Genomic DNA, 23,834 nt, shown 5'->3' with positions numbered 1-23,834 from the left:
GACCAGCACCCCAAAAAACCAACCTCATTGCCCCGCCTTCGGAGTTCCCGGATGCACCTGCGTCGAGTTACTCACCGGCGCCGGCGCCTGCTGCTCCAACGGCTTCGAAGTAACCGACGAATCCGGCACAGCTCCCGACGTCACCTCAGCATCAGGCTGCGCAGCAGCCGGCGCCCCCGAAGCCGCGGACGCAGCCGCCGCCGACGCCGCAACTGCCTCTTGCGGCTGAATATACTGAAACACCTTCACAACCTGCGTAACCCCAGGCACTCGGCTAGCCACATCAGCCCCACGATTCCCTTCATCAACTGTAACGAGCCCCATCAGATAGATAGAACCACGCTCACAAACCACCTTATAGTTATTCGACGAAATATCCTTCTCGGCGATCAGCGCCGTCTTCACGCGCCCTTCCAGATAGGTATCGTTACTACGCGAAGAGAAAGAACTCGCCGGCGCAACCGTCAACTCATTAATGATCGCATTCACGTTATTGAGGCTACGCAAAACCGATTCAGCCCGAGCCTTCGAAACCTCACCCGCCACTTCGCCAGTCAGCAACACCCGCCGATTAAACACCGTCACATTAACGTGAGCCGAGTCCGGCAAATTCTGGCTAATCAGCGACATCGCCTTCACCTGAATCTCGCGGTCTTCCGTCTGCGCGCCAAGCGTGCGCCGATCGGTCGCGACCAGCGCGCTGCCGCCCGCCGCCGCGCCGACAGCCAGCACGCAGCCCTGCAACGTCGCAGCCAGCCCGGCGACAAGACCAACCACCAGCGTGGTCCTCACAAACGTACTCTTCACGCGATATGCGCTCATCAACTCGCTCTCCTTCGGAATCATTCTTCGCCGAGCAACATCGCATCGATGCCGTCGCACAGACTATGGATCGTCAACAGATGCACTTCCTGCACGCGCGCCGTGCGATCGGACGGTGCGCAAATATGGATATCGGTATCGTGCAGCACTTCGTTCATCTTGCCGCCGCCCTTGCCCGACAGCGCAATCACGATCATCTCGCGGTCGTGTGCGTCTTCGACGGCAGCGAGGATATTGGCCGGATTGCCCGACGTCGAGATAGCGAGCAGCACGTCGCCAGGCTGGCCGAGCGCACGAATCTGCGTCGCGAAAATCTGGTCGAGCGATGCATCGTTGGCGATGCCCGTGATGATCGACGAATCCGTCGTCAGCGCAATGGCCGCCAACGCGGGACGTTCGCGCTCGAAGCCGCCGATCAGTTCGGCAGCGAAGTATTGCGCGTCGGCAGCGGACCCGCCGTTGCCGCACGCCAGAATCTTGTTACCGTTTGCAAGCGCGGCAAACATCGTGTCGACGGCCGCCGCGATCGGCATCGACAAAGCGTCCAGTGCTGCGAGTGTGACTGCCGCGCTATCGCGGAAGTGTTGTTGAATGCGTTCGACTGACATCGACTCTCTATCGTGTACTGCTTGCGCTGCCCGCCTGGCAGCGCAGGTTCAATTGGACGTGTTGCCCTTCCCCGCGCGATGGTCCGCAGCCGCTCCGATCGGCGCGTCATGCGAGCCCGCTTAGCGGTTCCGTTCTGCAGCGCCTGCGTGCAAAGCGTTCGGCGCGCATTCACACACCACGCGCCGCCCTTTTCGCGTCCGCAAGTTTATCGTACTCACGCGGCGAAACCGCCTGCTCAACAGTCGTCCGCACGAAAAGCGTCGCGCAGCCACACCAGACGTCCGCGCTCGAACGCGATCACGTCGAAGCGGCACGCGGGCATCGCGCCATGATGCGCCAACAAAAAGTGCTGCGCGGCGCGCACGATACGCTGCTGCTTCTGCCACACGACACTCGCCGCCGCGCCGCCATATCCGCCGTGCGCTCGCGCGCGCACTTCGACGAACACGAGCGCGCCGTCCGGCTCGCGCATCACGAGATCGATCTCGCCGCCGCGACACACGACGTTACGCGCGACAAGCCGCAAACGCTGCCGCTGAAGAAACGTCAACGCGTGTGCTTCGAACGCTGCCCCGACGTTTTTGGACCGTGCGCCATCGGAAAAGTTGTGCGAGCGCCGCGCGGCATCGCGTGCGTGATCTCGTGCGCGCTCGGCTGCGTGGCACAATGTCGGCCTCGTTTCGTCTGTCTGCGTCTTCCGTGTCATGACTCCTCTTTCCGAACTCGCGCAGGGACAGCAGTACCCCGCTTCCGCGCTTTACGTCGTGGCCACGCCGATCGGCAACATCGCCGACATCACGTTGCGCGCGCTGCATGTGCTCGGCCTCGTGGATCGCATCGCCGCCGAAGACACACGCAACACAGGACAACTGCTGTCGCGCTACGGCATCTCGAAGCCGCTCGTCGCCGTGCATCAGCACAACGAACGCGAGTCCGCGCAGCGCATCGTCGAGTATCTGCAGGCGGGCGAGCGCGTCGCATACGTCTCCGATGCGGGCACGCCGGGCATCTCAGACCCGGGCGCAAAACTCGTCGATGCCGTGCGCGAAGCCGGCTTCCCGGTCGTGCCGCTGCCGGGCGCAAGCGCGCTCGCCACGGCGCTCAGCGTCGCGGGCGACTGGGTGTCGACGTTTTCTTTCGTCGGCTTCCTGCCGCCCAAAGCGAAACAGCGCGCAGGCGCACTCGCGCCGCTCACGAAGCATCCGTACGCGATGGTGTTCTACGAGGCGCCGCATCGCATCGTCGAAACCGTGCAGGCGCTCGCCGACGCGTTCGGCGGCGAGCGGCGTCTGTTGATTGGCCGTGAGTTGACGAAATTACACGAGGCGTTGCATAGATGCACCCTGGCCGAAGGGCCTAAGTGGCTCGCCGAAGATGCCAACCGGCAACGCGGCGAATTCGTGCTGGTCGTCGAAGGCGCGCCTGTCGATGCCGAAGGCGAACACGATCACGACGCGCTGCTCGGCATGCTGCTGGAGGAGTTGTCGGTGAGCAGCGCGACGAAGATCGCGGCAGCGCTCACGGGCGCTTCGCGCAACGCCCTGTACACGCGCGCGCTGGCCCTGAAAAAGGACGAGTGAAAACAAAAAGGGCTGCATAACGCAGCCCTTTCTTCCGAGGACATCGCATGTCCGCGGCCAACCTTCAAAGACGATCTTACTTCTCGTTCGAATCGCTCTGATTCGACGCCAGAATTTCCTTCATCTCGGCCTTCGCCTCACGCTGCGTCAGACCTTCGATCTTCACGCGTGCCGTACCGATATACGCAAGATGCAAAATTTTCGCAGCCGCGTAAGAAAGATCGATCACCCGACCGCGCGCGTACGGACCGCGGTCGTTGATCTTCACGACGACGGTATCGTTCGTCGCCGGATTGGTCACGCGCACGTACGAGCCGAGCGGAAGCGTACGGTGTGCAGCCGTCAGCGCATGCATGTCGAAGCGCTCGCCGTTGGCGGTCTTGCGTCCGTGGAAGCCGCGTCCATACCACGACGCGCGGCCCAGCTGATGGAAATCACCGATATTCGGGCCGTCGGTCAACGGCTCTGCGTCAGCGAGCTTGCCCTTCTGGTCTGCCGCATCAGGCGGATTGTTCAGGCCAGAGCCATACGACTGCGGGGCGACCGCAGTGTGCGCATCCTTGGTCGTTGCGGACACACCGCTGACCTGGGTGCTCGCGCCCGGAGGCACCGCGCAACCGGCGAGTGCCAAAAAGGCAAAAACGCTCCCAACACGTCGGGGTAGCCGAGTTTTCATAAGACAATTTGTTACCAATGCGAGCCGCATCACGCGAAAAACAGCGTTTATGCATGCGACTCAGGCGGCAATGAGCGAGCGCGCACCGCGCAACGCTGGCGCAGGACGACGGAAGCCCGGACGCGGCACACTCAGCCGCTACCGCACGGTTAGTTTTCACGTCTGACTGAACTGTCCCCGCAGTTTTGGCCAGACCCCACAAGCCGCCATCGAACGTGAAACACGCTCATGCACCGGAAACTCACGGCGCTCAGGAAGGCGGCGTAGGCCCCATCCAGCGTTACGGCAGCGAGGCCGTAGCAGGTGCGTGGCACCTGGCTAGACAGGACGTGCGCATCGAAAAAGCGATCGATGCTGGATTTGTCATCGGATTCACCCGACGACACTTGCTTGATGGTGAAGCAGCAGCGCCCGTTCCTGTTTCATAGGACGAATTGCTTTTTCACCCAAAAGACAGTGCGGTTTCCCACACCCATTACGTGCATTATAGCAAAAACACAATTCTGTGTTGCCCGGCTGTCCATCCGCTCGATGAATTCTCACTATTACTGCAAGAATGCGCATGCGCCAGTCGGCTTTCTGGCCGATGGCACGTGACCCGGCGGCCGGTACAATCGAGCTTTCCAAGCTTTGCGCGCCCGCCATGAAAGTCACACTAATGCCCGTCACGCCGTTCCAGCAGAACAGTTCCCTGCTCGTTTGCGAGAACACCAGGCGCGCGGCCATCGTCGATCCGGGCGGTGATCTCGACATCATCAAGGGCGAGGTGGAGCGCCAGAACGTATCGATCGAAAAGGTCCTGCTGACGCACGGCCACATCGATCATTGCGCCGGCGCGAAGACGCTCGCGGAGCACTACGGCGTGCCGATCGAAGGTCCGCATGTCGATGAGCGCTTCTGGCTCGACAAGCTGCCCGAACAGAGCGTGCGCTTTGGCTTCCCTGCGGCTGAGGCATTCGAGCCGACGCGCTGGCTCGACGACAACGACACCGTGACGTTCGGCGACGAAACACTCGAGGTCTATCACTGCCCCGGCCACACGCCCGGTCACGTGATCTTCTTCAGCCGCGTGCATCGGCTCGCGCTGGTCGGTGACGTGCTGTTCGCCGGCTCGATTGGTCGCACGGACTTTCCGCGCGGCAACCACGGCGACCTGATCCGCTCGATCCGCGCCAAGCTCTGGCCGCTCGGCGACGACGTCACGTTCGTTCCCGGCCACGGCCCCACCTCGACGTTCGGCGACGAACGCCGCACGAATCCGTATGTCGCAGACGGAGTCGGCGCATGAGCGCAGAAATCTATGTGAGCACCGACGTCGAAGCGGACGGCCCGATTCCCGGTCCGCATTCGATGCTGAGTTTTGCGTCGGCCGCCTACACGGCTGACAAGCAGCTGATCGGCACGTTCTCGGCGAATCTGGAACTGCTCGAAGGCGCGGCGCCGCATCCCGTGCAGGAGGCGTGGTGGAAGACGCAGCCCGAAGCGTGGGCGGCGTGCCGCAAGGACTTGCAGCAGCCGGCGGCGGCGCTCGTCGCGTATGTCGAATGGGTCGAGGCGTTGCCGGGCAAGCCCGTTTTCGTCGCGATGCCCGCGGGCTTCGATTTCACGTTCATGTTCTGGTACATGATGCGCTTTACGGGTCGCTGCCCGTTCTCGTGGTCGGCGCTCGACATCAAAACGCTCGCGTTCGCGATGACGGGGCTGCCGTATCGCAAGTGCATCAAGCCGCGTTTCCCCAAGCACTGGTTCGACGATCATCCGCACACGCACGTCGCGCTCGACGACGCCATCGAGCAAGGCGCGCTCTTCTGCAATATGCTCGCGGAGCTGCGGGCAAGCCAGAGCGCCGTTGCAGCCGGCGCTGACGGGGACGACTCAGGACAAAAACCCGCCGAGTAAGCGCCAAATTAGGGAATCTCCCTCAGCACGGGCGGTTTGCATTGCGTTTCGTTTCCGCGACCTCTACCATTGACGAAAAGGCGACGCGACAACGGAGGCGCAGTTGACACTCGATACGTTCTCTCAAAAAATCCTGCGTCTTTTGCAGCTGGACGCGCGCCGTTCGGTGCAGGAAATCTCCGATCAGGTCGGACTGTCCAGCACGCCGTGCTGGCGACGCATCAAGGACATGGAGCAATCGGGCATCATCCAGCGCTACACGGCGTTGCTCGATCGCGAAAAACTCGGCCTGCATGTGTGCGCGCTCGCCCATATTCACCTGACACGGCACACGGAAGGCGGCGTCGAGCAGTTCGAACGGGAAATCGCCACCTGCCCAGAAGTGACCGAGTGCTACAGCACGACCGGTGAATCGGACTACATCCTCAAGATCGTTGCGCCCGATATCAAGGCGTACGACGCCTTCCTCCACGACCGCATTTTCAAGATTCCCGCCGTCGCGCAGGTGCGCACGAGCGTCGTGCTGCGCGAGATCAAGTTCGATACGCAGCTGCCGCTTTAACCGGCTCGCTCAGACGCCGGGAATCGCTCAGCCGTCGCCGCGCGGCTCGCGCACCAGCTCCGCGCCAGCCGTCGACACATCCACTGCATGTGTCACGTTCAAGCGGCGCGCGCCCAGCTTGCGTTTGAGCGCGTCCACATCGACCCGCGCGAGTTGATGCACTTCGCTTTCCAGCGCGTCGAGCCTCGACGGTTGCAACGTCACCTCGACGTCGAGCCCCGTGCTCAGATAATGGAGATTCACGCTGGCCGCCTTGAGTCCTTGCGCGGCAAGCGCCGATTCCACTTCAGCTGCGATCTTCGCGCGCGGCGGCAGGTTGACGGGCGGCCGCGCAATCGCATCGTTTTCCGGATCGACGTGAATCAGCGCGTCGAGCACGCGGTTGTCCGACAGCACGCGCGCACGCGCCGTCTCGGCAATGTAGTGACCTTCGGAAACGGAGATCATCGGATCTACGAGAATGTGTGCGTCGACGAGCGCGAAGTCGCCCATCTTCCGCGTGCGCAGTTCGTGGACATCGCGCACGCCGGGCGTCGATAAAATCCGCGCGCGCAGATCGGCGGTATCGGATTCGTCGAGCGCGCGATCGGACAAATCCTGAAGCGCGTCCCAACCGAACGTCCAGCCCATGCGCGCGACCATGAAGCCGACGACGGCCGCCGCAACCGGATCGAGCAGCCGCACGCCGGCAATGCTCCCGACGATACCCAACGCAACCACCAGCGACGACGCCGCATCCGAGCGCGCATGCCACGCGTTCGCGATCAACATCGCCGAACGCACGCGCTGTGCCTCGCGCAGCATGTAGCGAAACAGCGCTTCCTTCGACAGCAGCACGACGACCGCAACCACGAGCGCGCTCAAATGAACGGCGGGGATGTTGTCCAGATCGGTGAGCCGCTCGCCGGCGCGCCACAACATGCCGCCGCCAACCGCGATCAGCAAGCCACCCAGAAATAGCGACGCGACGGTTTCGTAACGGCTATGTCCGTAGTTGTGATCGGCGTCCGGTTCGGCTCCGCTATGGCGATTGGCGACCAGCACGACAAAATCGGAAATGAGATCGGCGAGCGAATGCACGCCGTCCGCGACGAGCGCCTGGGAATGCGCAATCACGCCCACGACAATCTGCACCGACATCAACACCGTATTGAGTCCGATGCTGACGTAAGTGGTTTTGCGGGCTACGCGCCGTTTCTCCGCGGATTGGGCGGTCGAGTTGGAAGGCATCTGAAGGCAAAGGGTTTGGTTACTATTTATTCTACCCGCCGCTTTGTGAAACTGCTGTTAAGCAAACAAAAAATACCTTTTAAATCATGCGCTTATCATAACGCGACTCATTTGCATCGAAGCACGCACCGCACCGCCCATCGTTCTTCCTAAGAATTGAAAAGAAGCGGCTCAATAAAAAACCGCGCTTCCAAATGGAGCGCGGTTTCTCTTAAATCTATTGCTTGCGGTGCAAGCATTAAGTCATATTATTTCTCGATGAGAAATTTTTCGCGATCTTGACCGGCAATCCAGCGCGGCGGCTTACCGCGGCCCGACCAGGTGCTCCCGCTTGCGGGGTCACGATATTTAGGCGCGACGCCGGCGCGGGGACGACCCGCTGCCTTTACGGCTTTCGCACGTCCGCCAGCGCCGAGTTCAGCCAGCGTAATACCGTAATCAGACATTTTCTGCTTGATCTCGTTTAACACTTCCGCATACTCGCGCGCTTTCGCCTCTTCGATCTGTTTCTCGAGCTTTTCGCGCTGCGCGAGTAGTTCCCTGTAGGAGGACATAGTTTCCTTGTGGTTCGATAAATGGACGGACGGTCTATGCCGATTAGTCCGGAAAGTGATCATGCCTCGGAATTTGCTGGCGAGATTAACACAAAATAGAAACTTCGGAAAAGACACCGGCGAAAATTAATTAATCTCAATTTCATAAACTTTCAAGAGACTGGCAATCAACCGGGCTCAGAAGCCCAATTATTCTCCCGCTGAATAACGCTCATCTGACGAGTAAATTCATATTTAACTGGCAAAGCATGAAAAGCAATGGTTAATTTATTCCGAAACATTTCATGCCATGCGAGTTTTAACCGGCAAAATGTAAAACGCCGGCCCGATTCCGCGGTAAAAAACGCCGCGTATTACCCGTCACGCATTAGCGTGCCGCGCGATGCAATCTTCAAGGGCAGCGTGCAAGCATTCCGCATCGGGCGCAGGCGTGTCGAACACCACGCGGCTGCGGGCGCCCGAAATATTCAGATCCGCGCCATACCGGTCTATGCCCATCAATTGCACTTGCGCTGGCCGTCGCGGATGACGTTCGAAGAATTCGACGAGCGCCTTTTCCTCGTCGAATGAAACCGGATCGAGCGGATCGAGTTCTGCCTGCGTCAACCATCCCATCGCGCCGAACCCGCCTATGTAACGCATCCGCTCGACCGACATCACCCAGAACGAGAAATCCCCCAGCACCAGATAGCGCTCGGCTTCCGGGTGATAGCGCAGATACCGCTGGGTCACGGGCGGCGTCGGCTCGACATGCTCGAACGTGCCGACCAGCGTGACGCGCTGCCCGTTGAGCACGTCGCCGTCCGGCGCGTGGACGATCAGGAAGCCGGCGCGCGGATCGGAGTGCAGGTTACGCGTGTGCTCGGCAAGCCGGCTTACGAGTATCGTCGGGCGATGATGCGAATCCGGCGCAAACGGCAGCACCGTCGGATACGGAAACCCTTGCGGCTGGCGCGCATGCGTGGCGAGCGTGCCGATGGCGGCCTGATGCAACAGATGCAGCGGAGCGTGAGCGGGAATGTTCAAGTGCGCGTCCTCGTCGGGTGATTGATGCGCCGCGCGACGACGTTAAACGCGACGCGCCTGGAAAGGAGATATTAGTTCAGGGACTTGCCCGCATGAGCCATCATGCTTCGTTAGAATGTGGAAGCGCTTTCATCGCGCTTTCTTGCTGCGCTTCCTCTTCATCTTCGTTTTCAATCGCCGAGCTTTCCGTGTCCGATCGTCCGTCCGAGTCCGCATCCTTGCCCGCCGCGCATCGCAATCTGTCGGCGAGCGCGCGCAACCGCGCCCGTTACGCGACGATGGCGCTCTTCTTCATCGCGGGGATGATGTATGCGTCCTGGGGCGTCCACGTGCCGACCGTCCGCGACCGGTTCCAGCTGAATCCGGCCATGCTGTCGCTCGCGCTGTTCGCGGTGGCAGGCGGCTCGATCGGCGCGATGGTGACGAATGCCCCGTGGATCGCGCGCGTCGGCACGCGGCGCGCGTGTCTTGCGGGCGGGCTCGTGATGTCGGCGGCCGGCGCACTGATTCTCGTCGTGCCGTACTACTGGATGCTGCTCGTCTTGCTCGCGCTCTTCGGCGCGGGCATGGCGACGCTCGACGTCGCGATGAACGCGGAAGCCAGCACCGTCGAAGAGACGCTCGGCCGGCCGATCATGTCGGCGCTGCACGGTATGTTCAGCGTCGGCGGGATGGCGGGCGCGGCTGTCGGCGGCGCGGCGCTCGCGCACGGCATGGCGCCTGCCGTGCATCTGCTGCTCGCCTCGCTGATCAGCGCGGCCGTGTTGCTGGCCGCGTGCCCATCCGTCCTGCCGCACGTTCCGCATTCCGAGCATCCGGACGCGCACACGCCGCGCGGCAACCGCTGGCGCTCGCCCGCGTTGTGGGCGCTCGGCGCCATCGCGCTGATCGCGTTGATCGCGGAAGGCGCGATGTACGACTGGGCGACCGTCTATATGCGCGATGTCGTCGCGTCGACGCCAGCCGTCGCGAGCGCGGCCTACGCGGCGTTCTCGGGCGGCATGGCGGCCGCGCGTTTTGCCGGTGACGCGGTGCGCGCGCGATTCGGCGCGCCGCAACTGATTGCCGCGAGCGCATCGCTGGCTTGCGCGGGCATGATCGGCGCGCTGCTGCTGCCGCATCCCATCGCGGCGCTGACGGGCTTCACGCTGATGGGCCTCGGTCTTGCCAACATGATGCCCGTGCTGTTCGCGGCAGCCGCGCGGGTGAAAGGCATACACGCGGCCGAGGGCCTCGCGCACGTGGCCGGGCTCGCCTACTTCGGCCTGCTGCTCGGGCCGGTGATCATCGGCGGCGTGGCGCAGGTGACGAATCTTCCGATCGGCCTGTCTGTCGTCGCGCTGTGCGCGGCGCTCGTCGCGTTCCTCGGGCCCAAGGTTTTGCGCCGGCTCGGCATCTGAACGTGTTCCTTTAACACTTTGGTCACGACGCTCGCGTTACGTTACGCGAGCCGCATATGTCCGCACGTTCCGCGACACGTCATCCTCCAGCGAATCTCCGTCCTTTCGACACGCTGCGCCGAAGCGCTTGATTCTGCTTGGGTTTCGCGCGACGCGTGGCCACGCGATCGCAACGGCATAACCTTTGCGATTCTCTCCCGTACGGAACTAACCAACACGTTCGACGGGATAGCCCAATACATCGCACAGAAACTAACGACGGCAACCGATGCGTCAGGGACGACGGCGGACCAGAGCATCGGTCCGCCGTTTTTTTATCGCGGCAGCGCTCAAAGTTCGCGATACGTGCTGTACGTGCTGCCGAAATCATTACGCTCGATAAAGTTTGTGTAGGTCATCGTGGCGGAAACGTCGAGCGCTTCGACGTAGTGCCACCATCCGATCGGCAGAAACAGCAGTTCGCCGGGTTCGAGCGTGCACTCGATCACCTGCGCATGTTCGAAAGACGGAAACCGCCCGACATCGATCGCGCCGCCGTCGAGCCGCGAATAGCAATGCTGATGGTTGTACATGTGGGCGGTGTCGGTGAACGGCACGAGCAGAACACGCTTGCGGCCGATCACCTGTGCCATCAGATTGTTGGTCAGGTCGTGATGAAACGGCGTCTTCGTACCGGCCGGACCGAACCAGAAATAACCAGCGTCGGCGGGCGCCGCATCCAGATACTCGCCGATCGCGGGCGCATCGGCCCAAAGCGTCGCGAGCGCCGCGCGGTTGCGCGACGCGTTGTTCGCCGTCATGTAGAAGTCATTCGTCACGCCCGCGCTTTCGACGAGATCGACGTAATCGCCAAAGCGCATCGTGCGCTTCAACGCCGGCTGATTGATCTCGTAGCTCGCATCCGCATCACGCCCAAACTGCACTTCGACTTCGGCAAGGCCGCAGCGCGCGCGAAAGTAATCGAAATTCCACAGCTTGCGCGCCGGCCACGAGTCGAACATGCCCGTGATGATCACAGGCCGGTTCTGAAAATAGAACTGCTCATAAAACGCATCGCGCGACAGGCGCACGCGGCGCTCGACACACGCCGCACCCGAACGCATGCGATTCAGCTCACCGTACACGGAAAGCATCCATTCGCGCTTACGCAAACGATTGCGCAAGCGAGAACCCGCTTGAAAATAAGGGCTTTGCAACATGCTATCGATCTCGCATAGCGCGTGTTCGCGTTCGAACCCATGCTCGACGAGCACGGCATGCACGGCCTCCGGCGAGGCTTCGAGCAACAGGTTCTCGGCAATCCAGCGCCGCCATTCGTCATCGATCATCCGTGTCACGACCGCGTCCCCCGCGTGTTGTAGCCGATACGACAATATCGCCCGCACCGCATCCGGTGCGCAAAAAGAAATGCGCAGACAGGCACGCGCAAAAGAAGCAGGCAAAACAAAAGGCACGCGGGTCGAAACCCGCGTGCCTCCTAAGCCCTTTCGGGCTGGCTTGCGCAGGGCGGAACGCGGCGAACCGCGTTTCCGCCAACTACGCCAAGCGCTCTTACATCTTCACGACGTCGAGCAGCGTCTTCTTGCCCGACTTGTAGTTGTACAGCGAGATCACGCCGTGCTTCAGGTCGCCCTTCGCGTCGAACGTGGTTTCGCCGATCACACCCTTGTAGTCGGTGTTCGGCATCACTGCCAGGATCTTCGCCGGATCGGTCGAGCCAGCGCGCTTCATTGCGTCGACGATGATGTACACAGCGTCATACGTGAACGGAGCGTAGATCTGGATCGGCTGGCCGAAACGCTTCTGATACTTTGCCTGGAACGCTGCGCCGCCTTCCATCTTCTCGAGCGCCATACCGGCTTCCGAGCAGACGATGTTGTCGGTTGCGTCGCCAGCCAGGTCAGACAGCTTGTCGGTACACACGCCGTCGCCAGCCAGCACCTTCGCGCGCAGGCCGAGCTGCTTGGCTTGCTTTGCGAACGGGCCGCCCGTGGCGTCCATGCCGCCGTACATGATCGCGTCCGGGTTTTCGCCCTTGATCTTCGTCAGAATCGCGCGGAAGTCGACAGCCTTGTCGTTCGTCGCATCATGCGACATCACGTTCAGGCCCAGCGACTTCGCCATCTTCTCGAATTCGTTGGCGAGACCCTGGCCGTATGCCGTCGAGTCGTCGACGATCGCGACGCTCTTCACCTTCATGCCCTTCGCTGCGTAGTTCGCCAGTGCCGGACCTTGCTGCGCGTCCGTCGCGACGACGCGGTACGTCGTCTTGAAGCCCTGTTGCGTGTACGCCGGGTTCGTTGCCGACGGCGAGATCTGCACGATGCCTGCATCGCTATAGATCTTCGAAGCCGGGATCGACGTGCCCGAGTTCAAGTGGCCAACCACTGCGACGACCTTGTCGTCGACCAGCTTCTGCGCAACCTGCGTAGCCGTACGCGGGTCAGCTGCGTCGTCCTGTGCATCCAGTTGCAGCGTGATCTTCTGGCCGCCGATCGTCAGACCCTTGGCATTGATCTCTTCAACTGCGAGACGTGCGCCATTTTCGTTGTCCTTGCCCAGGTGAGCGATGCCACCCGTCAAAGGCGCAACGTGGCCAATCTTGACAGTTTCGTCGGCCATAGCCGTCGTCGCCAACGTTGCAAACAGCATCGCCGCAGCGCTGATCGGCAACAGCTTTTGGATTTTGATGTTCATGTAAGTCTCCGATTTCGGTCCCGAAAAACAACGGTATCGCCCTTGTGCCCCGCTTCCTTCACGTGTCGCTCAATTCCCGTGGACGACTCCGCCGGATGCATCGTTCATGCACTTGGCAAGCACGCGTTCCAGCCTGTTTGTGGCAGGTGGCGCCCCGCGCTTGCGCGCAAGTGTAGGCTATCAAATTAATTTGTGGGGGTTTTTTGAGGAAGTGGGATCACTACCAATAGCGTTTATCCCACTTAGTCATGAAAGGCAGGCGGGACGTGGCCGGAAAGCGACGGCTGGCGCGGGTTTCGGGGAAACGAGGGAGGCTTCTATAGTGCGGGTCTAAAGCTTTGCCGGGATCGTCCGTTAATGCGCCGGATATGCGTCGAACGCGTCATCACGGGTAAACACAGTGGTGATAGCGCGCCGTTGAGATCGTGCTCAAACACGCTTAAGCGATGTGCTCTATATAGCGTGCGAGTGCCGTTTTTTTGGCCGCTGCAACCGGGCCGCGCAGCCCGCCGAAACGGGGAGTCGTTTCAATCCGCTTACGAGAAGGCCGCCGCACGGGCCTCTCGCTGCAATTGCCTTCTTTTGATGGCACACTGAGCGCCCGCTGCGGGCGAGACGCCCGCAAACGATTGCCCGCCCGATAGCGGCTTCACCGTTTATGCAAGGAGAAACAACGTGAGCGTGACTTCCCGATGGATCGACATTCAAACCGGCAATGATTCGTTTGGCGCGTACATGTCGACGCCGAAAAGCGGCAAGGGTCCGGCCGTCATCATCATCCAGGAAATCTTCGGCGTGAACGGCCACATTCGCGACGTCGTCGATCAATATGCGCAGGACGGCTATGTCGCGATCGCACCGGATATTTTCTGGCGCACGCAGCCGCGCGTCGAACTCACCTACGCCGGCGCGGATCGCGACAAGGGCATCGAAATCCTGCAGAAAACGAACGTCGATCTCGCCGTCGCGGACATCGGCGCCACGGCTGCCGCGCTGCGCGCGATGCCGGAAGTGACGGGCAAGATCGCGGGCATCGGCTACTGCTTCGGCGGCCGTCTCGCGTATCTGGCCGCGGCTGAAGGGCTGCTCGATATCGCCGTGTCGTACTACGGCGGCGGCATCCAGAACCAGCTCGACAAGGCAGCGCAAATCAAGGTGCCGATGCAGTTCCACTACGGCGAACTGGACCACGGCATTCCGCTGTCGGCAGTCGGTGAAGTGAAGGAGCGCTTCGCGGGCCGCGACGAAGTCGAGCTGTATATCTACCCGAATGCCGATCACGGCTTCAACTGCACCGAGCGCGCGAGCTATCACCAGCATTCGGCGGCGCTCGCGCATGGCCGCACGCTGACTTTCCTCGGCACCCACGCGTAAGTTACGCTAGAGGCGCGACGTGGCTGCGTCGTGCCCCGCGCTTCCATTCAGGGCACGACGCCCCGCGCGTGCCGTCATCACCATTCCTGTCCGCGGGGGTCGTCGTCGTGCAATCCGATTATCTCGATCATGACGCGATCGGCCTCGCCGATCTCGTGCGCAAGCGCAAGGTGAGCGCGCGCGAATTGCTGGAAACAGCAATCGCGCGCGCCGAAGCCGCCAATCCCGCGATCAACGCGATCGTTCTGAAGGACTATGACGCCGCTCGTCAGCGCGCGTCGCGAGAGCATGCGAACGGCGAGGATGACGTGATTGGCGACGGAGCGCTCGCCGGCGTCCCGTATCTGGTCAAGGATCTCGGGTTGCCCGTCAAAGGGCTGCGCATGTCGATGGGCAGCCGCCACTACCGCCACTTCGTTCCCGACGAAGACGCGCCGCTCGTCACGGCCACGCGCGCCGCCGGACTCAACATCTTCGGTAAGACGAGCACGTCGGAAATGGGCCAGATGCCTTATACGGAGCCCGAACTGTTTGGGCCGTGCCGCAACCCGTGGAGTCTCGACCACACGCCGGGCGGCTCCAGCGGCGGCTCGGCTGCCGCCGTCGCGGCGGGCATCGTGCCGCTCGCGCATGCGTCGGACGGTGGCGGCTCGATCCGCATTCCCGCGTCGTGCTGCGGCCTGTTCGGGCTCAAGCCGTCGCGCGGACGGCAGCCGTCGAACGCGGCGCCCGCGCCCGGCGACCTCGGCATCGATCACGCCGTCTCGCGCAGCGTGCGCGACAGCGCACTGCTGCTCGATCTCACTTCAGGCAACGCCGACCGTCCGATGGGTGCACCCGGCACCTTCCTCGCCGCCGCCAGCGAACCGTGCAAGCCGCTACACATCGCGTTCGTCACGGACCCGATGCTCGCGCCCGCGCTATCCGCCGACGCCCGCGCCGCGCTCGACGACGCCGCACAACTCGCCGCGTCGCTCGGGCATCACATCGAACCCGTATCGCTTGGCATCGACTTCGCGAGCCTGCGCGAAGCGTTTTTGATGATCTGGTCGGTGAGCGCCGAAAATCTCGTGCTGCGGGCCGATCAGATCACGGGGCGCAAGCCCAATCGTGAGGAATTCGAAATCGCCACGTGGACGATGGGACATATCGGCCGAAAATTCGGCGAGCGCGAATTGCCTGCCGCGCTGGAGGCGCAGCGTCAGGTGAGCGCGAAGCTCGCGGATCTGATGACGCGCTACGACGTGATCCTGTGCGCGACGCTCGCTTCTGCGCCGATCAAGATCGGTGAAATGCAGCCCACCGCCGTCGAGAAAATGCAGATGCGCGCCGTCACCACCGTTCCCGTCGAGCCGCTGATGCGCAAGCTGCTGACGGAAGTGTCGAACAAGGCGTTCGCGTGGGCGGGCTGCACGGAGTTGTTCAATCTGACGGGACAACCGGCGATGTCGGTGCCGCTCTACTGGAACGCGCGCGGACTGCCCATCGGCGTGCAGTTCGCCACGCGCGACGGCGGCGAAGCGATGTTGCTGCGGCTCGCCGCGCAACTGGAAACGGCGCGTCCGTGGTTCGGTAGGCGGCCGCCGCTGATGCCCGCGCGAAGCTAGCGCCGCTCCAGCGCATCGACGGGCTTGCGCATCGCGTCGAGATCGGCGTGACGTTTTGCCGGCATGCACGCAACGGCGATCATAGAAAGCGTGATCCCGAACATCACGTAGTACGTCGGCGCGAGCGGCGAGCCCGTCGTCTTGATCAGCCACGTGACGATGAACTGGCCAAAGCCGCCGAACAACATCACCGCGAAGTTGTACGCGAGCGAAAGGCCGGTCGAGCGCACGTTCGCCGGAAAGAGTTCGGCCATCAGTGCGCCGAACGGTCCGTAATAGCCGGATAGCGTGATCGACAGCACAGCCTGCACGAGAATCAGCTTCGACACGCTCGGCGCCTCTTCGAGCCACGCGAAGAGCGGATAGATCACCACCAGCGTGAGACCCAGCGACCACAGCGACAAACCCTTGCGCCCGATGCGATCGGACCACGCCCCCGTCAGCGGCGACAACACCATGAGCAGCAGATTGCCGACGATCACGGCCGTGAACGAATCCGAATAAGGCAGCTTCAGTTGCTTGACCGCGAAGGTCGGCAGATAGCTGATCAGTACGTAGATCGTGACCGTCAATGCGATCACCGAGCCCAGACCGCACAGCACGTCGCGGGTATGGTGCGCGAAAAGCTCCCCGAGCGTCGCGCGGCGCGCGGTCTGCTTGGCGTGCAGAAATGCTTCGGAATCCGCGAGATTGCGGCGAATGTAGAAACCGATCGGTCCGATCACGAGACCGATGATGAACGGCACGCGCCAGCCCCATGACTTGAGCGCTTCCGGCGACAGGCCGCGCGTCACCAGCGCGCCGACGATCGCGCCTAGCAGCAGCGCGGCCGCCTGGCTCGCCATCTGCCAGCTGCCGTATAGACCGCGTTTCGAGAACGGCGCCGCTTCGATCAGCAGCGCGGTCGAGCTGCCGAACTCACCGCCCGCGGAGAAGCCCTGAAGCAGACGCCCGACCACGATGATGATCGGCGCGCCGATGCCAATCGCCGAATACGGCGGTGCGATGGCGAGTAGCAGAATGCCGAGCGTCATCAATGCGATGACCAGCGAGAGCGCCGCCTTGCGTCCTGCGCGATCGGCGTACAGGCCGAGCACGATACCGCCGATGGGCCGCATGAAGAACGCGACGCCGAAGCTCGCCGTGGTGAGAAGAATCGACGCGTAGTCGCTGCTGGAAGGAAAGAAGAGTTCGGCGATGACGACGGTGAGAAAACCGAAGACGGTGAAGTCATACCACTCGAGTGCATTACCGATGACGGCCGCTGTGACCGCACGGGTATTAAGGCTCCTCGCTGCTTGTGACATCGATGTCTCCGCCCTTCGTCGAGGCGTCAGGGTGCGTAGGTTTGAAGTGATTCGAATGGGCCGTCGTGAAGGCCGCGCGCGCAAGCCATGCGAGTGTAAAAGAGCACGACATCGGATTTCAAGCATCTTTCATACGACAAAGAGCGCGACGCCGCGTTGCACGGCGCGCGCTCTCTCCGTTACTGCGAGGCGCACGCGCGGCGATGCTGCATTGCATCGTCCGACACGCGCCTATGCCGACTGGATTTCGCTGTATCAGGCCTTCTTGTTATATGCGCTGCACCAACCCTTGCTTGCGACCTGCTTGCCCGCGAACATCGGGCAGCCCGCGTAGGCATCGGTGGCTTTGCCCTGATAGAAACTGCAATTGCCGCAGTCCTGGCCTGCTGCGTACTTCGCGTATTTGGCCTTGTCGACTTTGGACGCGTCTTCCTTGTAGCCGAGCGCCTGCGCGGTCGGATCGGATTCCGCGACCTTCGGGGCATCGGCGAACGCCTGGCGCGACAGCGCGAGCGTCGATGCCACACCGATACTCGTGATCAGAAACGTACGACGTGAACTTTTCATGGGGAGTCACTCCATTGGTATTGTGGGGGTCTACGCCGTTCTAATGACAGCGGTCCCCAAGCATATCAATGAAGCCGACGCGCGTGATGCGTCAAATCCCCGTCATAAGCGAATCGTTAGTGCGTGTGCGCCTGCGCATTCAGGCGCGTCCACTGACTTCGCACACGCGCTGCGCAATTGCCAGCGATGCCGTCAAACCCGGCGACTCGATACCGAACAGATTCACCAGACCACGCACGCCATGCGCGGCGGGACCTTGAATCAGGAAATCGGCGGCCGGCTCGCCGGGACCCGACAGCTTCGGTCGAATGCCCGCGTACGCCGGTTGCAGCGCATGATCGGGCAGCGCCGGCCAATACGCGCGGATCGCAGCATAGAACGATTCGGCCCGTTGCGGATCGACGTCATAGTTGATCGTATCGACCCATTCGACGTCTGGGCCGAAACGCGCCTGGCCGCCGAGATCGATCGTCAGATGAACGCCAAGTCCTGCTTCGTTCGGCATCGGATAGATCAGGCGGTTGAACGGCGCGCGCCCCGAGATGCTGAAGTAGTTGCCGCGCGCGAGATAGAGCGGCGGCACATGGCGCGCGTCGAGCCCGCGAATCTTGCGCGCGATCGCGTTTGCATGCAGTCCCGCGCTGTTGATGACGCACGCGGTGCCGATCGTCGTCGGCGAGTTGCCGCCTACCTTTACGATGAAGCGTCCGTTGATCGCTTCGATCGCTTCGACGGGCGCATGGAACGCGCAGACGGCGCCGTCGCGTTCCGCGTCGCCTTGCAGCGCGAGCATCAGTTGATGGCTGTCGACAATACCCGTCTGCGGCGAGAACACGGCTTCGACACATTGCAGCGCCGGTTCGAGCGCCTGCGCTTCCTCGCCGCTGATACGCATCAGATCGAGCACGCCGTTTTCCTTGCCGCGCGCCATGATGCTTTCGAGCTGGGGAATCTGGTTGCGCGCAGTCGCGACGAGCAATTTGCCGCAGCGCTGGTGCGGCACGCCGCGTTCGGCGCAGTAGTCGTACAGCATCTCGCGGCCACGCACGCACAGTGCCGCCTTGAGCGAACCACGCGGATAGTAGATGCCCGCGTGTATCACTTCGCTGTTGCGGGAACTCGTGCCGACGCCGATGGCTTCCGCCGCTTCCAGCACGATCACTTCACGTCCGCGCGCAGCCAGCGCGCGCGCGACGGCAAGACCGACGACACCAGCGCCGATCACCACACATTCGATCTGATCCATGTCCGTTGGACGCGGCTCGATGCGCCGCGTTCTACCTCGTCATCCACCAGGATTTCGATAGCGTGCGGTGTCGTCAAAACCGTGACCGCGTGCTGTCGAACGCTTCACATGCACAATGCGAAATGACGCGACGCGCTACAGACACAAATGCCCGCAGCCTTGTGCGGCTGCGGGCATCAATATGTGGGAACGCGTCGAGCGTTTGAGTCAGTGTACGCCCACGACGCTCATTCCAGGTGAATTTGGCGGACCCGTTCCGCCTGAGCCACAACAGGCTTGATCAATCCTGCGCAGTTGTGCGTTTGAACAGATGGCGCAGGTCGACGTGTGCGATGGGCACCGTGTAACCGCCCGTTGCAAATTGCTGAGGATAAGCAGGTGCGTTCGGATTCAGGCTGAGTTCACCGTTCGCGCGGGCTTGCACCAGATCGGCCTTCACCTCGGCGCGCGTCTTCGGTCCATTGACGCTGGACGGCGATTGCGTCGGAGCCGGGCTGTAGCCGCTTGCGAAAGCGGGCGCGGCGACGACTGCGGAAATCAGCAAAGCGGCAAGCGAAAGCTTTTTCATGATCGGTTCCTGAGGTGAAGTCCAGTTCGAACGAAACGCTGTTTGCATTTCAGTGAGCGGAGTCTAGTCCTCGCCTATCGGATTGCCGACCCTCATTAGCGGAATTGACTGTTGCTTGAATATGTTCAAATCAAGGGCGAATTGCCCTGCCTAAGCTATGGAATAGTTGCAACATTGGAACAATGAACAGGCCGCGCGGGCACGGCCTGTTCGCATAAATGACGTGAATGACGCTAGAAACCGATCGGTTTGCGGCGCGAATTGTAGTCAAGGCGAATGTCGTCGGCGCCGATATGGTCGCGACTCGCGATGCGCGCCGAGCCGAAACCGTTCAGGATCGCGCGCCGCATTTCACGCGGCGACGCATGCGCCAGCGCGTCGAGCGCCGCGCCGCCGAGTTGCGCCGGAAACCGCTGGCCCCAGCCGTGCGCCGAGCGGATTTCGTTGTAGATCGACTGCGCGATGCGCCGTGAGCCGTCGCGGTCCGGCGGCGGAATCTCGTAGACGTTCATCCGGTTCAGGATCGGCTCAGGAATCGCGCGTTCGTCATTCGCAGTCGCGATCCAGATCACATGGCCCGCGTTGATCGGAATCTCCGCGAACTCGTCGATAAACGTCTGCGCGGTATCGTGTTCGAGCAGCGCGTACAGCGCGCCGAGCGGGTCGTATTGCGAGTCGCCCGTTGCCTTGTCGATTTCGTCGACGGCGATCACGGGGTTTGCATAGCTGCCATGCACGAGCGCATCGAACACCTTGCCCGGCTTCGCGTTTTTCCATTGCGACGACGCGCCCGACAGAATCCAGCCCGCCGTCAACGAACTCATCGCGACATAGTGATACGCGGTGCCGAGCATCCGCGACAGTTGCTTCGCGAAATGCGTCTTGCCGATGCCGGGATCGCCGAGCAGCAGGATCGGCATCAGTTCGAGGCGGTCGTCCGTTTCGAGGCACAGCGCGACCTGCTTGCGGATGTCGTCGAGCGGCTCGGTGAAGTTGGGCAGCGAGCCAATCAGATCGTCGATGGACGGCATCCGGTTCGGCTTCACGCAAAAGCGCAGGTTGCCGACCTTCAGCATCTTTTCGTATGTGGAACGCAGTGCGTCGCTGGCGCCTTCGCTGAGTTCGTTCAGCGCCGTCTCGACCTGATCGAGGTCATAGACCTTGCTGAACGATGCAACTGCGATTTCCTGTTTCACCATGGCCGTTGTCATCGCTTCACCCCGTCGTGCTTGCACGGCAGCGTCCCCGACGCCGCTTCAATTTCAGTGTAACGACGCCGAAATGGCATGCAAGCCAGCAGTCATGCGGGTCTGCTGCTAACCGCACATGTCGGGCGAGGCAATTGCTTGAATCGTCACATCCGCGCCCCTATCTGCAATGCAATGTAACCGCCGCGCGCTGAACCTTGGTTCCAGATCGGGTGTCAGAAAACCGTTATCCCGATAAAGCGTAAGATGGTCGGCGGTCGCAGAAAGAACGCGCGGATGCCGCACGCTTTAGCGAAACGCAGCGATTCCGGAGACTCTTTGTTCATGTGGAAAACCAGCCTCGTTGCCGCCGTGTTCGGCACCACGTTGATGGCGCAGGGCACGATGGCCCAGACGCAGCCGCGCAGCGCGCCGTCCGTCGTCAAGTGGGAACTGCAGGTGATGCGCGACGGTCAGCAGATCGATTCGTTCGACGGCAACACGACCGTCGGCCAGGCGCGCACGGATACGCATCATCACGTGGTGCAAAACAGCGTCGGTTGCAAGGACGTGCCGGCGGGCAGCATCGATCTCGCGCGCACGCTGACCATTTCGCCGACCCAGGCGGATGCGAGCGGCGTCACGTTCCTGATCGACACGCAGGAAACGCTCGAAGAACCGTCCACGCGTACCACGAGCACCGGCTGCAAGCTGCCGCCGCAGCCGCGTCAGGTGAGCGCGAGCCATCCGGGGCTGAAAGTGCCACCCGGCGACTGGACGTCATGGACGATCGTCGACAAGGACCCGAATCTCGTATATCGATTGCGTGCAAGCGTCGCAAACAACCCGTGAACTTAACGAAAGACGTGGATAACGCGGCATGCGAAACCCCGAAGAACTGATACGCGAAAACCTCGACAGGAAAGATTTCATCGCCGTGAGCTGGAACCTGCACAAGGGCCGCTCGCCACTCGGCTTCCAGGCATGGCAGGCGATGCAGCGCTGGGTGCAATCCGTTCATGCCGACGCGTATTTCCTGCAGGAAGCGATGGCGCGGCGGATGCCCGGCCCAGTGCTGGCCAGCTCGTTTGGCGCGCGCCTGGGCGACGTCGACGACGACGTATGGCATTGCCAGGCGACCGAAATCGCCGACTCGTTGCAGTTGCAGATCGCCCTAGGACCGAACGTATTCAAACCGTCGTGGCGGCATGGCAATGCGATCCTGTCGCCGCATCCGCTCGATCTCGGCGGACGCTGGGACATTTCCGCGCACCGCTTCGAGCGGCGCGGCCTGCTCGTCGCGCGCGCGACGTTCGGCGGTCACGCGGTGACGCTGCTGTGCGCGCATCTCGCGCTCACGCGCCAGGCGCGGCTACGTCAGATGAACTGGATTGCGCACTGGATTTCGAAGGAAGCGCCCGACGGTCCGCTCGTGCTCGCCGGCGACTTCAATGACTGGCGCAACGATTCCGTGCCGCTCTTTCGTGAGCATGGCCTCGAAGAAGTCGCGACGCTGCTCGGTGAGCCGGGACGCACGTTTCCGGCGTTCTCGCCTGCGCTTGCGCTCGACAAGATGTTCGTCCGCGGAATGAAGCCAGTCGAATGGATCCAGCCGGCGCAAGAAACGGCGTGGCTATCGGATCACCTGCCGTATATGGCGCGACTGCGCGTCGACTGAACGCGCGTTGACGTCAGTCGCGCTGCGGTTTCCAGTTGAGCCCGGCGCTGATCGCTTCGCCGGGCTGGAGCACGCGGTAGCCTGAACGCTCGCGTGCGCCATCGTCTTCGTTAGCGTTGAAGCAGTCGGTCGTATTCGTGACGGGCTCGACGCACAACTGCACATCGTTCGCGGGCGCGAACACCACCAGATGATCGAACGGCGCATCGGCGGTCATCGTCACGCTGCGCGCTTCGTCCGGCCATGCAATCGTCGCGCTGCGCGTCCAGCCGCTGAAGTTGTTGTCGAGATCGAACGCGTCGGCGCTCATGCCGCGCATGAGCGCATCGACGGCGCCATGCGGGCCGAGATGCGTCGGCAACACATGCGCGTCGGCGTGCCACATTTCATCCACATGCGCGGTAATCACCGTGTTCGACGTGCGCGGATAGTACGGGTGATGGCCCATGCCGAACGGCATCGTGCCTTCCGACAGGTTCTGCGCGGCGAGCGTCACGTGTAACGCATCGCCCAGCAATTCGATACGCTGGCTCGCGCGATAGTGAAACGGCCAATCGCCGCGCTTTTCGCTATCAGGCACATGCTCGAAATGCAGTTCGACGGATGAAGCCGTGCGCGCGCCGACGCGCCACGGCCTGCGCCACGCGTGGCCATGAAGCGCATGTGCATAGCCGTTTCCGTCGCCGCCGAGATCGATCGTGTGTCCGTCGAACTCGAAGCGCGCGTCGCGGATGCGGTTGCAATACGGAAAGAGCGGGAAGCTCGCCATCCGCAGCGGATCGCAAGCGGCGAGCGCCACGCGCGTCGCCGGACGCAACCAGTGCAGCACGCGCTGCGACGTGTGCTCCCGCACCACGTCGAAATAAGCGGCAATCGATCCGCCGACCTCCGGCGCGACCACGAGCGTCGTATCGCCGCTGGACAACACGACGAGCGACGGGTCGTCGATACGCAGATCGGTGGCGGGATCAGCTGCGGACGGATGGATGGAAGCTTCGCGCATAGTCGTTTGAATGGGCGTGGGCGGTTGCGACGTCGTCGGGCGCGCGTTCGATGCCATGCGCCGAAGCGGCCCGCGCGAGCGAGAATCGCACGGCTGAATTCTCCGGTCAATATTATTAGTAATAATACCGACAAAAGTCCGCCGCCAGAGGCCATCGTGGCCCAGTAAAAAAGCGGGGTTTGCGTGTGTTGTCCAGCGCATATTATTAGTGGTACCGTCAGTGCAACGATGCCTGCGGCATT

24 protein-coding genes are annotated in these 23,834 nt (G+C 62.2%); 9 read left to right on the top strand and 15 right to left on the bottom strand.

Going from position 1 to position 23,834, the window contains the following annotated elements; all coding sequences use genetic code 11:
* Positions 1-24: 24 nt before the first annotated feature.
* From C2L64_RS00650 to C2L64_RS00640, 3 genes are all read right to left on the bottom strand, one after another.
* Positions 25-822, bottom strand: coding sequence for a BON domain-containing protein (locus tag C2L64_RS00650; RefSeq protein ID WP_079500082.1), 798 nt, complete (start codon positions 820-822; stop codon positions 25-27).
* Between the two features lie 20 nt (positions 823-842).
* Complete coding sequence (locus C2L64_RS00645) at positions 843-1,430, bottom strand: phosphoheptose isomerase (protein ID WP_007582184.1); 588 nt, start codon at positions 1,428-1,430, stop codon at positions 843-845.
* A 236-nt stretch (positions 1,431-1,666) separates the two neighbouring features.
* Positions 1,667-2,137 carry a YraN family protein gene (locus C2L64_RS00640; RefSeq protein WP_090834872.1) on the bottom strand — a complete coding sequence of 157 codons (471 nt, stop codon included), beginning with the start codon at positions 2,135-2,137 and terminating at the stop codon, positions 1,667-1,669.
* Here C2L64_RS00640 and rsmI point away from each other — a divergent pair.
* Positions 2,136-3,011 (top strand): 16S rRNA (cytidine(1402)-2'-O)-methyltransferase, encoded by an 876-nt coding sequence (gene rsmI, locus C2L64_RS00635; protein WP_090834871.1) that lies wholly within the window; start codon positions 2,136-2,138, stop codon positions 3,009-3,011. The two genes, C2L64_RS00640 and rsmI, sit on opposite strands and share 2 nt — an antisense overlap.
* 76 nt (positions 3,012-3,087) lie before the next feature.
* Here the strand turns inward: rsmI and C2L64_RS00630 are convergent, their stop codons facing one another.
* Entirely contained in the window at positions 3,088-3,687 is a 600-nt protein-coding gene (locus C2L64_RS00630) for a septal ring lytic transglycosylase RlpA family protein (RefSeq protein WP_407671744.1), read from the bottom strand.
* 643 nt (positions 3,688-4,330) lie between these two features.
* On the opposite strand from C2L64_RS00630, the gene C2L64_RS00625 reads away from it, so the two are divergent.
* The 3 genes from C2L64_RS00625 (at position 4,331) to C2L64_RS00615 (ending at position 6,148) form a co-directional block, all read left to right on the top strand.
* Positions 4,331-4,975, top strand: coding sequence for an MBL fold metallo-hydrolase (locus C2L64_RS00625; RefSeq protein WP_090835033.1), 645 nt, complete (start codon positions 4,331-4,333; stop codon positions 4,973-4,975).
* Positions 4,972-5,586, top strand: coding sequence for a 3'-5' exonuclease family protein (locus C2L64_RS00620; RefSeq protein WP_042313001.1), 615 nt, complete (start codon positions 4,972-4,974; stop codon positions 5,584-5,586). The genes C2L64_RS00625 and C2L64_RS00620 overlap by 4 nt, the downstream gene beginning before the upstream one ends.
* Before the next feature lie 103 nt (positions 5,587-5,689).
* Positions 5,690-6,148: an Lrp/AsnC family transcriptional regulator gene (locus C2L64_RS00615; protein ID WP_007582169.1), complete on the top strand. Its 459-nt coding sequence runs from the start codon at positions 5,690-5,692 to the stop codon at positions 6,146-6,148.
* A gap of 27 nt (positions 6,149-6,175) precedes the next feature.
* On the opposite strand, the gene C2L64_RS00610 is transcribed toward C2L64_RS00615, so the two are convergent.
* The 3 genes from C2L64_RS00610 to C2L64_RS00600 all read right to left on the bottom strand — a co-directional run bounded on the left by C2L64_RS00610 (position 6,176) and on the right by C2L64_RS00600 (position 8,958).
* Positions 6,176-7,378 (bottom strand): cation diffusion facilitator family transporter, encoded by a 1,203-nt coding sequence (locus tag C2L64_RS00610; RefSeq protein WP_086918798.1) that lies wholly within the window; start codon positions 7,376-7,378, stop codon positions 6,176-6,178.
* Positions 7,379-7,626: 248 nt separating this feature from the next.
* Positions 7,627-7,932, bottom strand: coding sequence for an H-NS histone family protein (locus C2L64_RS00605; protein WP_007582165.1), 306 nt, complete (start codon positions 7,930-7,932; stop codon positions 7,627-7,629).
* 360 nt (positions 7,933-8,292) lie between these two features.
* Positions 8,293-8,958: a HugZ family pyridoxamine 5'-phosphate oxidase gene (locus C2L64_RS00600; RefSeq protein ID WP_086909137.1), complete on the bottom strand. Its 666-nt coding sequence runs from the start codon at positions 8,956-8,958 to the stop codon at positions 8,293-8,295.
* Between the two features lie 188 nt (positions 8,959-9,146).
* Here C2L64_RS00600 and C2L64_RS00595 point away from each other — a divergent pair, with 188 nt between their 5' ends.
* Complete coding sequence (locus C2L64_RS00595; RefSeq protein ID WP_086918796.1) at positions 9,147-10,358, top strand: MFS transporter; 1,212 nt, start codon at positions 9,147-9,149, stop codon at positions 10,356-10,358.
* Between the two features lie 329 nt (positions 10,359-10,687).
* On the opposite strand, the gene C2L64_RS00590 is transcribed toward C2L64_RS00595, so the two are convergent.
* Together C2L64_RS00590 and C2L64_RS00585 are read right to left on the bottom strand one after the other, a co-directional pair.
* Positions 10,688-11,686, bottom strand: coding sequence for a cupin-like domain-containing protein (locus C2L64_RS00590; protein WP_090834869.1), 999 nt, complete (start codon positions 11,684-11,686; stop codon positions 10,688-10,690).
* A 223-nt stretch (positions 11,687-11,909) separates the two neighbouring features.
* Positions 11,910-13,055, bottom strand: coding sequence for a branched-chain amino acid ABC transporter substrate-binding protein (locus C2L64_RS00585; RefSeq protein WP_007582158.1), 1,146 nt, complete (start codon positions 13,053-13,055; stop codon positions 11,910-11,912).
* 675 nt (positions 13,056-13,730) lie between these two features.
* Between C2L64_RS00585 and C2L64_RS00580 the strand changes: the two genes are divergently transcribed.
* Positions 13,731-14,429 (top strand): dienelactone hydrolase family protein, encoded by a 699-nt coding sequence (locus C2L64_RS00580; protein WP_090834868.1) that lies wholly within the window; start codon positions 13,731-13,733, stop codon positions 14,427-14,429.
* Positions 14,430-14,536: 107 nt separating this feature from the next.
* Positions 14,537-16,036 carry an amidase gene (locus C2L64_RS00575; RefSeq protein ID WP_086909159.1) on the top strand — a complete coding sequence of 500 codons (1,500 nt, stop codon included), beginning with the start codon at positions 14,537-14,539 and terminating at the stop codon, positions 16,034-16,036.
* On the opposite strand, the gene C2L64_RS00570 is transcribed toward C2L64_RS00575, so the two are convergent.
* The 5 genes from C2L64_RS00570 to C2L64_RS00550 all read right to left on the bottom strand — a co-directional run bounded on the left by C2L64_RS00570 (position 16,033) and on the right by C2L64_RS00550 (position 20,935).
* Positions 16,033-17,343, bottom strand: coding sequence for an MFS transporter (locus tag C2L64_RS00570; protein WP_086918795.1), 1,311 nt, complete (start codon positions 17,341-17,343; stop codon positions 16,033-16,035). The two genes, C2L64_RS00575 and C2L64_RS00570, sit on opposite strands and share 4 nt — an antisense overlap.
* 255 nt (positions 17,344-17,598) lie before the next feature.
* Positions 17,599-17,910, bottom strand: coding sequence for a high-potential iron-sulfur protein (locus C2L64_RS00565; RefSeq protein WP_007582152.1), 312 nt, complete (start codon positions 17,908-17,910; stop codon positions 17,599-17,601).
* A gap of 139 nt (positions 17,911-18,049) precedes the next feature.
* Positions 18,050-19,156: an NAD(P)/FAD-dependent oxidoreductase gene (locus C2L64_RS00560; protein ID WP_086909133.1), complete on the bottom strand. Its 1,107-nt coding sequence runs from the start codon at positions 19,154-19,156 to the stop codon at positions 18,050-18,052.
* A gap of 280 nt (positions 19,157-19,436) precedes the next feature.
* Positions 19,437-19,724 carry a DUF4148 domain-containing protein gene (locus C2L64_RS00555; protein WP_042312981.1) on the bottom strand — a complete coding sequence of 96 codons (288 nt, stop codon included), beginning with the start codon at positions 19,722-19,724 and terminating at the stop codon, positions 19,437-19,439.
* A 233-nt stretch (positions 19,725-19,957) separates the two neighbouring features.
* Positions 19,958-20,935 (bottom strand): AAA family ATPase, encoded by a 978-nt coding sequence (locus C2L64_RS00550; RefSeq protein WP_007582147.1) that lies wholly within the window; start codon positions 20,933-20,935, stop codon positions 19,958-19,960.
* Between the two features lie 321 nt (positions 20,936-21,256).
* On the opposite strand from C2L64_RS00550, the gene C2L64_RS00545 reads away from it, so the two are divergent.
* Together C2L64_RS00545 and C2L64_RS00540 are read left to right on the top strand one after the other, a co-directional pair.
* Positions 21,257-21,763, top strand: coding sequence for a hypothetical protein (locus tag C2L64_RS00545; protein WP_007582146.1), 507 nt, complete (start codon positions 21,257-21,259; stop codon positions 21,761-21,763).
* Between the two features lie 28 nt (positions 21,764-21,791).
* On the top strand, positions 21,792-22,589 hold the full coding sequence (locus C2L64_RS00540) for an endonuclease/exonuclease/phosphatase family protein (RefSeq protein WP_007582145.1): 798 nt from the start codon (positions 21,792-21,794) through the stop codon (positions 22,587-22,589).
* Positions 22,590-22,602: 13 nt separating this feature from the next.
* Here C2L64_RS00540 and C2L64_RS00535 read toward each other — a convergent pair whose 3' ends face one another.
* A complete protein-coding gene (locus tag C2L64_RS00535) occupies positions 22,603-23,592 on the bottom strand; it encodes an aldose 1-epimerase (RefSeq protein ID WP_244144478.1) in 990 nt (329 codons plus the stop codon).
* Positions 23,593-23,834 lie beyond the last annotated feature (242 nt).

It is taken from the genome of Paraburkholderia hospita (assembly GCF_002902965.1).
GTDB classification, from domain to species: domain Bacteria; phylum Pseudomonadota; class Gammaproteobacteria; order Burkholderiales; family Burkholderiaceae; genus Paraburkholderia; species Paraburkholderia hospita.
The sequence above is the reverse complement of the archived record's forward strand: the minus strand, read 5'-3'. Positions and strand labels throughout refer to the sequence as shown.

What these genes read in the sequence shown, in the direction of transcription:
- C2L64_RS00650 (WP_079500082.1), bottom strand. Translation starts at nt 822, where the DNA reads ATGAGCGCATATCGCGTGAAGAGTACGTTTGTGAGGACCACGCTGGTG.
- C2L64_RS00645 (WP_007582184.1), bottom strand. Translation starts at nt 1,430, where the DNA reads ATGTCAGTCGAACGCATTCAACAACACTTCCGCGATAGCGCGGCAGTC.
- rsmI (WP_090834871.1), top strand. Translation starts at nt 2,136, where the DNA reads ATGACTCCTCTTTCCGAACTCGCGCAGGGACAGCAGTACCCCGCTTCC.
- C2L64_RS00640 (WP_090834872.1), bottom strand. Translation starts at nt 2,137, where the DNA reads ATGACACGGAAGACGCAGACAGACGAAACGAGGCCGACATTGTGCCAC.
- C2L64_RS00630 (WP_407671744.1), bottom strand. Translation starts at nt 3,687, where the DNA reads ATGAAAACTCGGCTACCCCGACGTGTTGGGAGCGTTTTTGCCTTTTTG.
- C2L64_RS00625 (WP_090835033.1), top strand. Translation starts at nt 4,331, where the DNA reads ATGAAAGTCACACTAATGCCCGTCACGCCGTTCCAGCAGAACAGTTCC.
- C2L64_RS00620 (WP_042313001.1), top strand. Translation starts at nt 4,972, where the DNA reads ATGAGCGCAGAAATCTATGTGAGCACCGACGTCGAAGCGGACGGCCCG.
- C2L64_RS00610 (WP_086918798.1), bottom strand. Translation starts at nt 7,378, where the DNA reads ATGCCTTCCAACTCGACCGCCCAATCCGCGGAGAAACGGCGCGTAGCC.
- C2L64_RS00605 (WP_007582165.1), bottom strand. Translation starts at nt 7,932, where the DNA reads ATGTCCTCCTACAGGGAACTACTCGCGCAGCGCGAAAAGCTCGAGAAA.
- C2L64_RS00590 (WP_090834869.1), bottom strand. Translation starts at nt 11,686, where the DNA reads ATGATCGATGACGAATGGCGGCGCTGGATTGCCGAGAACCTGTTGCTC.
- C2L64_RS00585 (WP_007582158.1), bottom strand. Translation starts at nt 13,055, where the DNA reads ATGAACATCAAAATCCAAAAGCTGTTGCCGATCAGCGCTGCGGCGATG.
- C2L64_RS00570 (WP_086918795.1), bottom strand. Translation starts at nt 17,343, where the DNA reads ATGTCACAAGCAGCGAGGAGCCTTAATACCCGTGCGGTCACAGCGGCC.
- C2L64_RS00565 (WP_007582152.1), bottom strand. Translation starts at nt 17,910, where the DNA reads ATGAAAAGTTCACGTCGTACGTTTCTGATCACGAGTATCGGTGTGGCA.
- C2L64_RS00560 (WP_086909133.1), bottom strand. Translation starts at nt 19,156, where the DNA reads ATGGATCAGATCGAATGTGTGGTGATCGGCGCTGGTGTCGTCGGTCTT.
- C2L64_RS00555 (WP_042312981.1), bottom strand. Translation starts at nt 19,724, where the DNA reads ATGAAAAAGCTTTCGCTTGCCGCTTTGCTGATTTCCGCAGTCGTCGCC.
- C2L64_RS00550 (WP_007582147.1), bottom strand. Translation starts at nt 20,935, where the DNA reads ATGACAACGGCCATGGTGAAACAGGAAATCGCAGTTGCATCGTTCAGC.
- C2L64_RS00545 (WP_007582146.1), top strand. Translation starts at nt 21,257, where the DNA reads ATGTGGAAAACCAGCCTCGTTGCCGCCGTGTTCGGCACCACGTTGATG.
- C2L64_RS00540 (WP_007582145.1), top strand. Translation starts at nt 21,792, where the DNA reads ATGCGAAACCCCGAAGAACTGATACGCGAAAACCTCGACAGGAAAGAT.
- C2L64_RS00535 (WP_244144478.1), bottom strand. Translation starts at nt 23,592, where the DNA reads ATGCGCGAAGCTTCCATCCATCCGTCCGCAGCTGATCCCGCCACCGAT.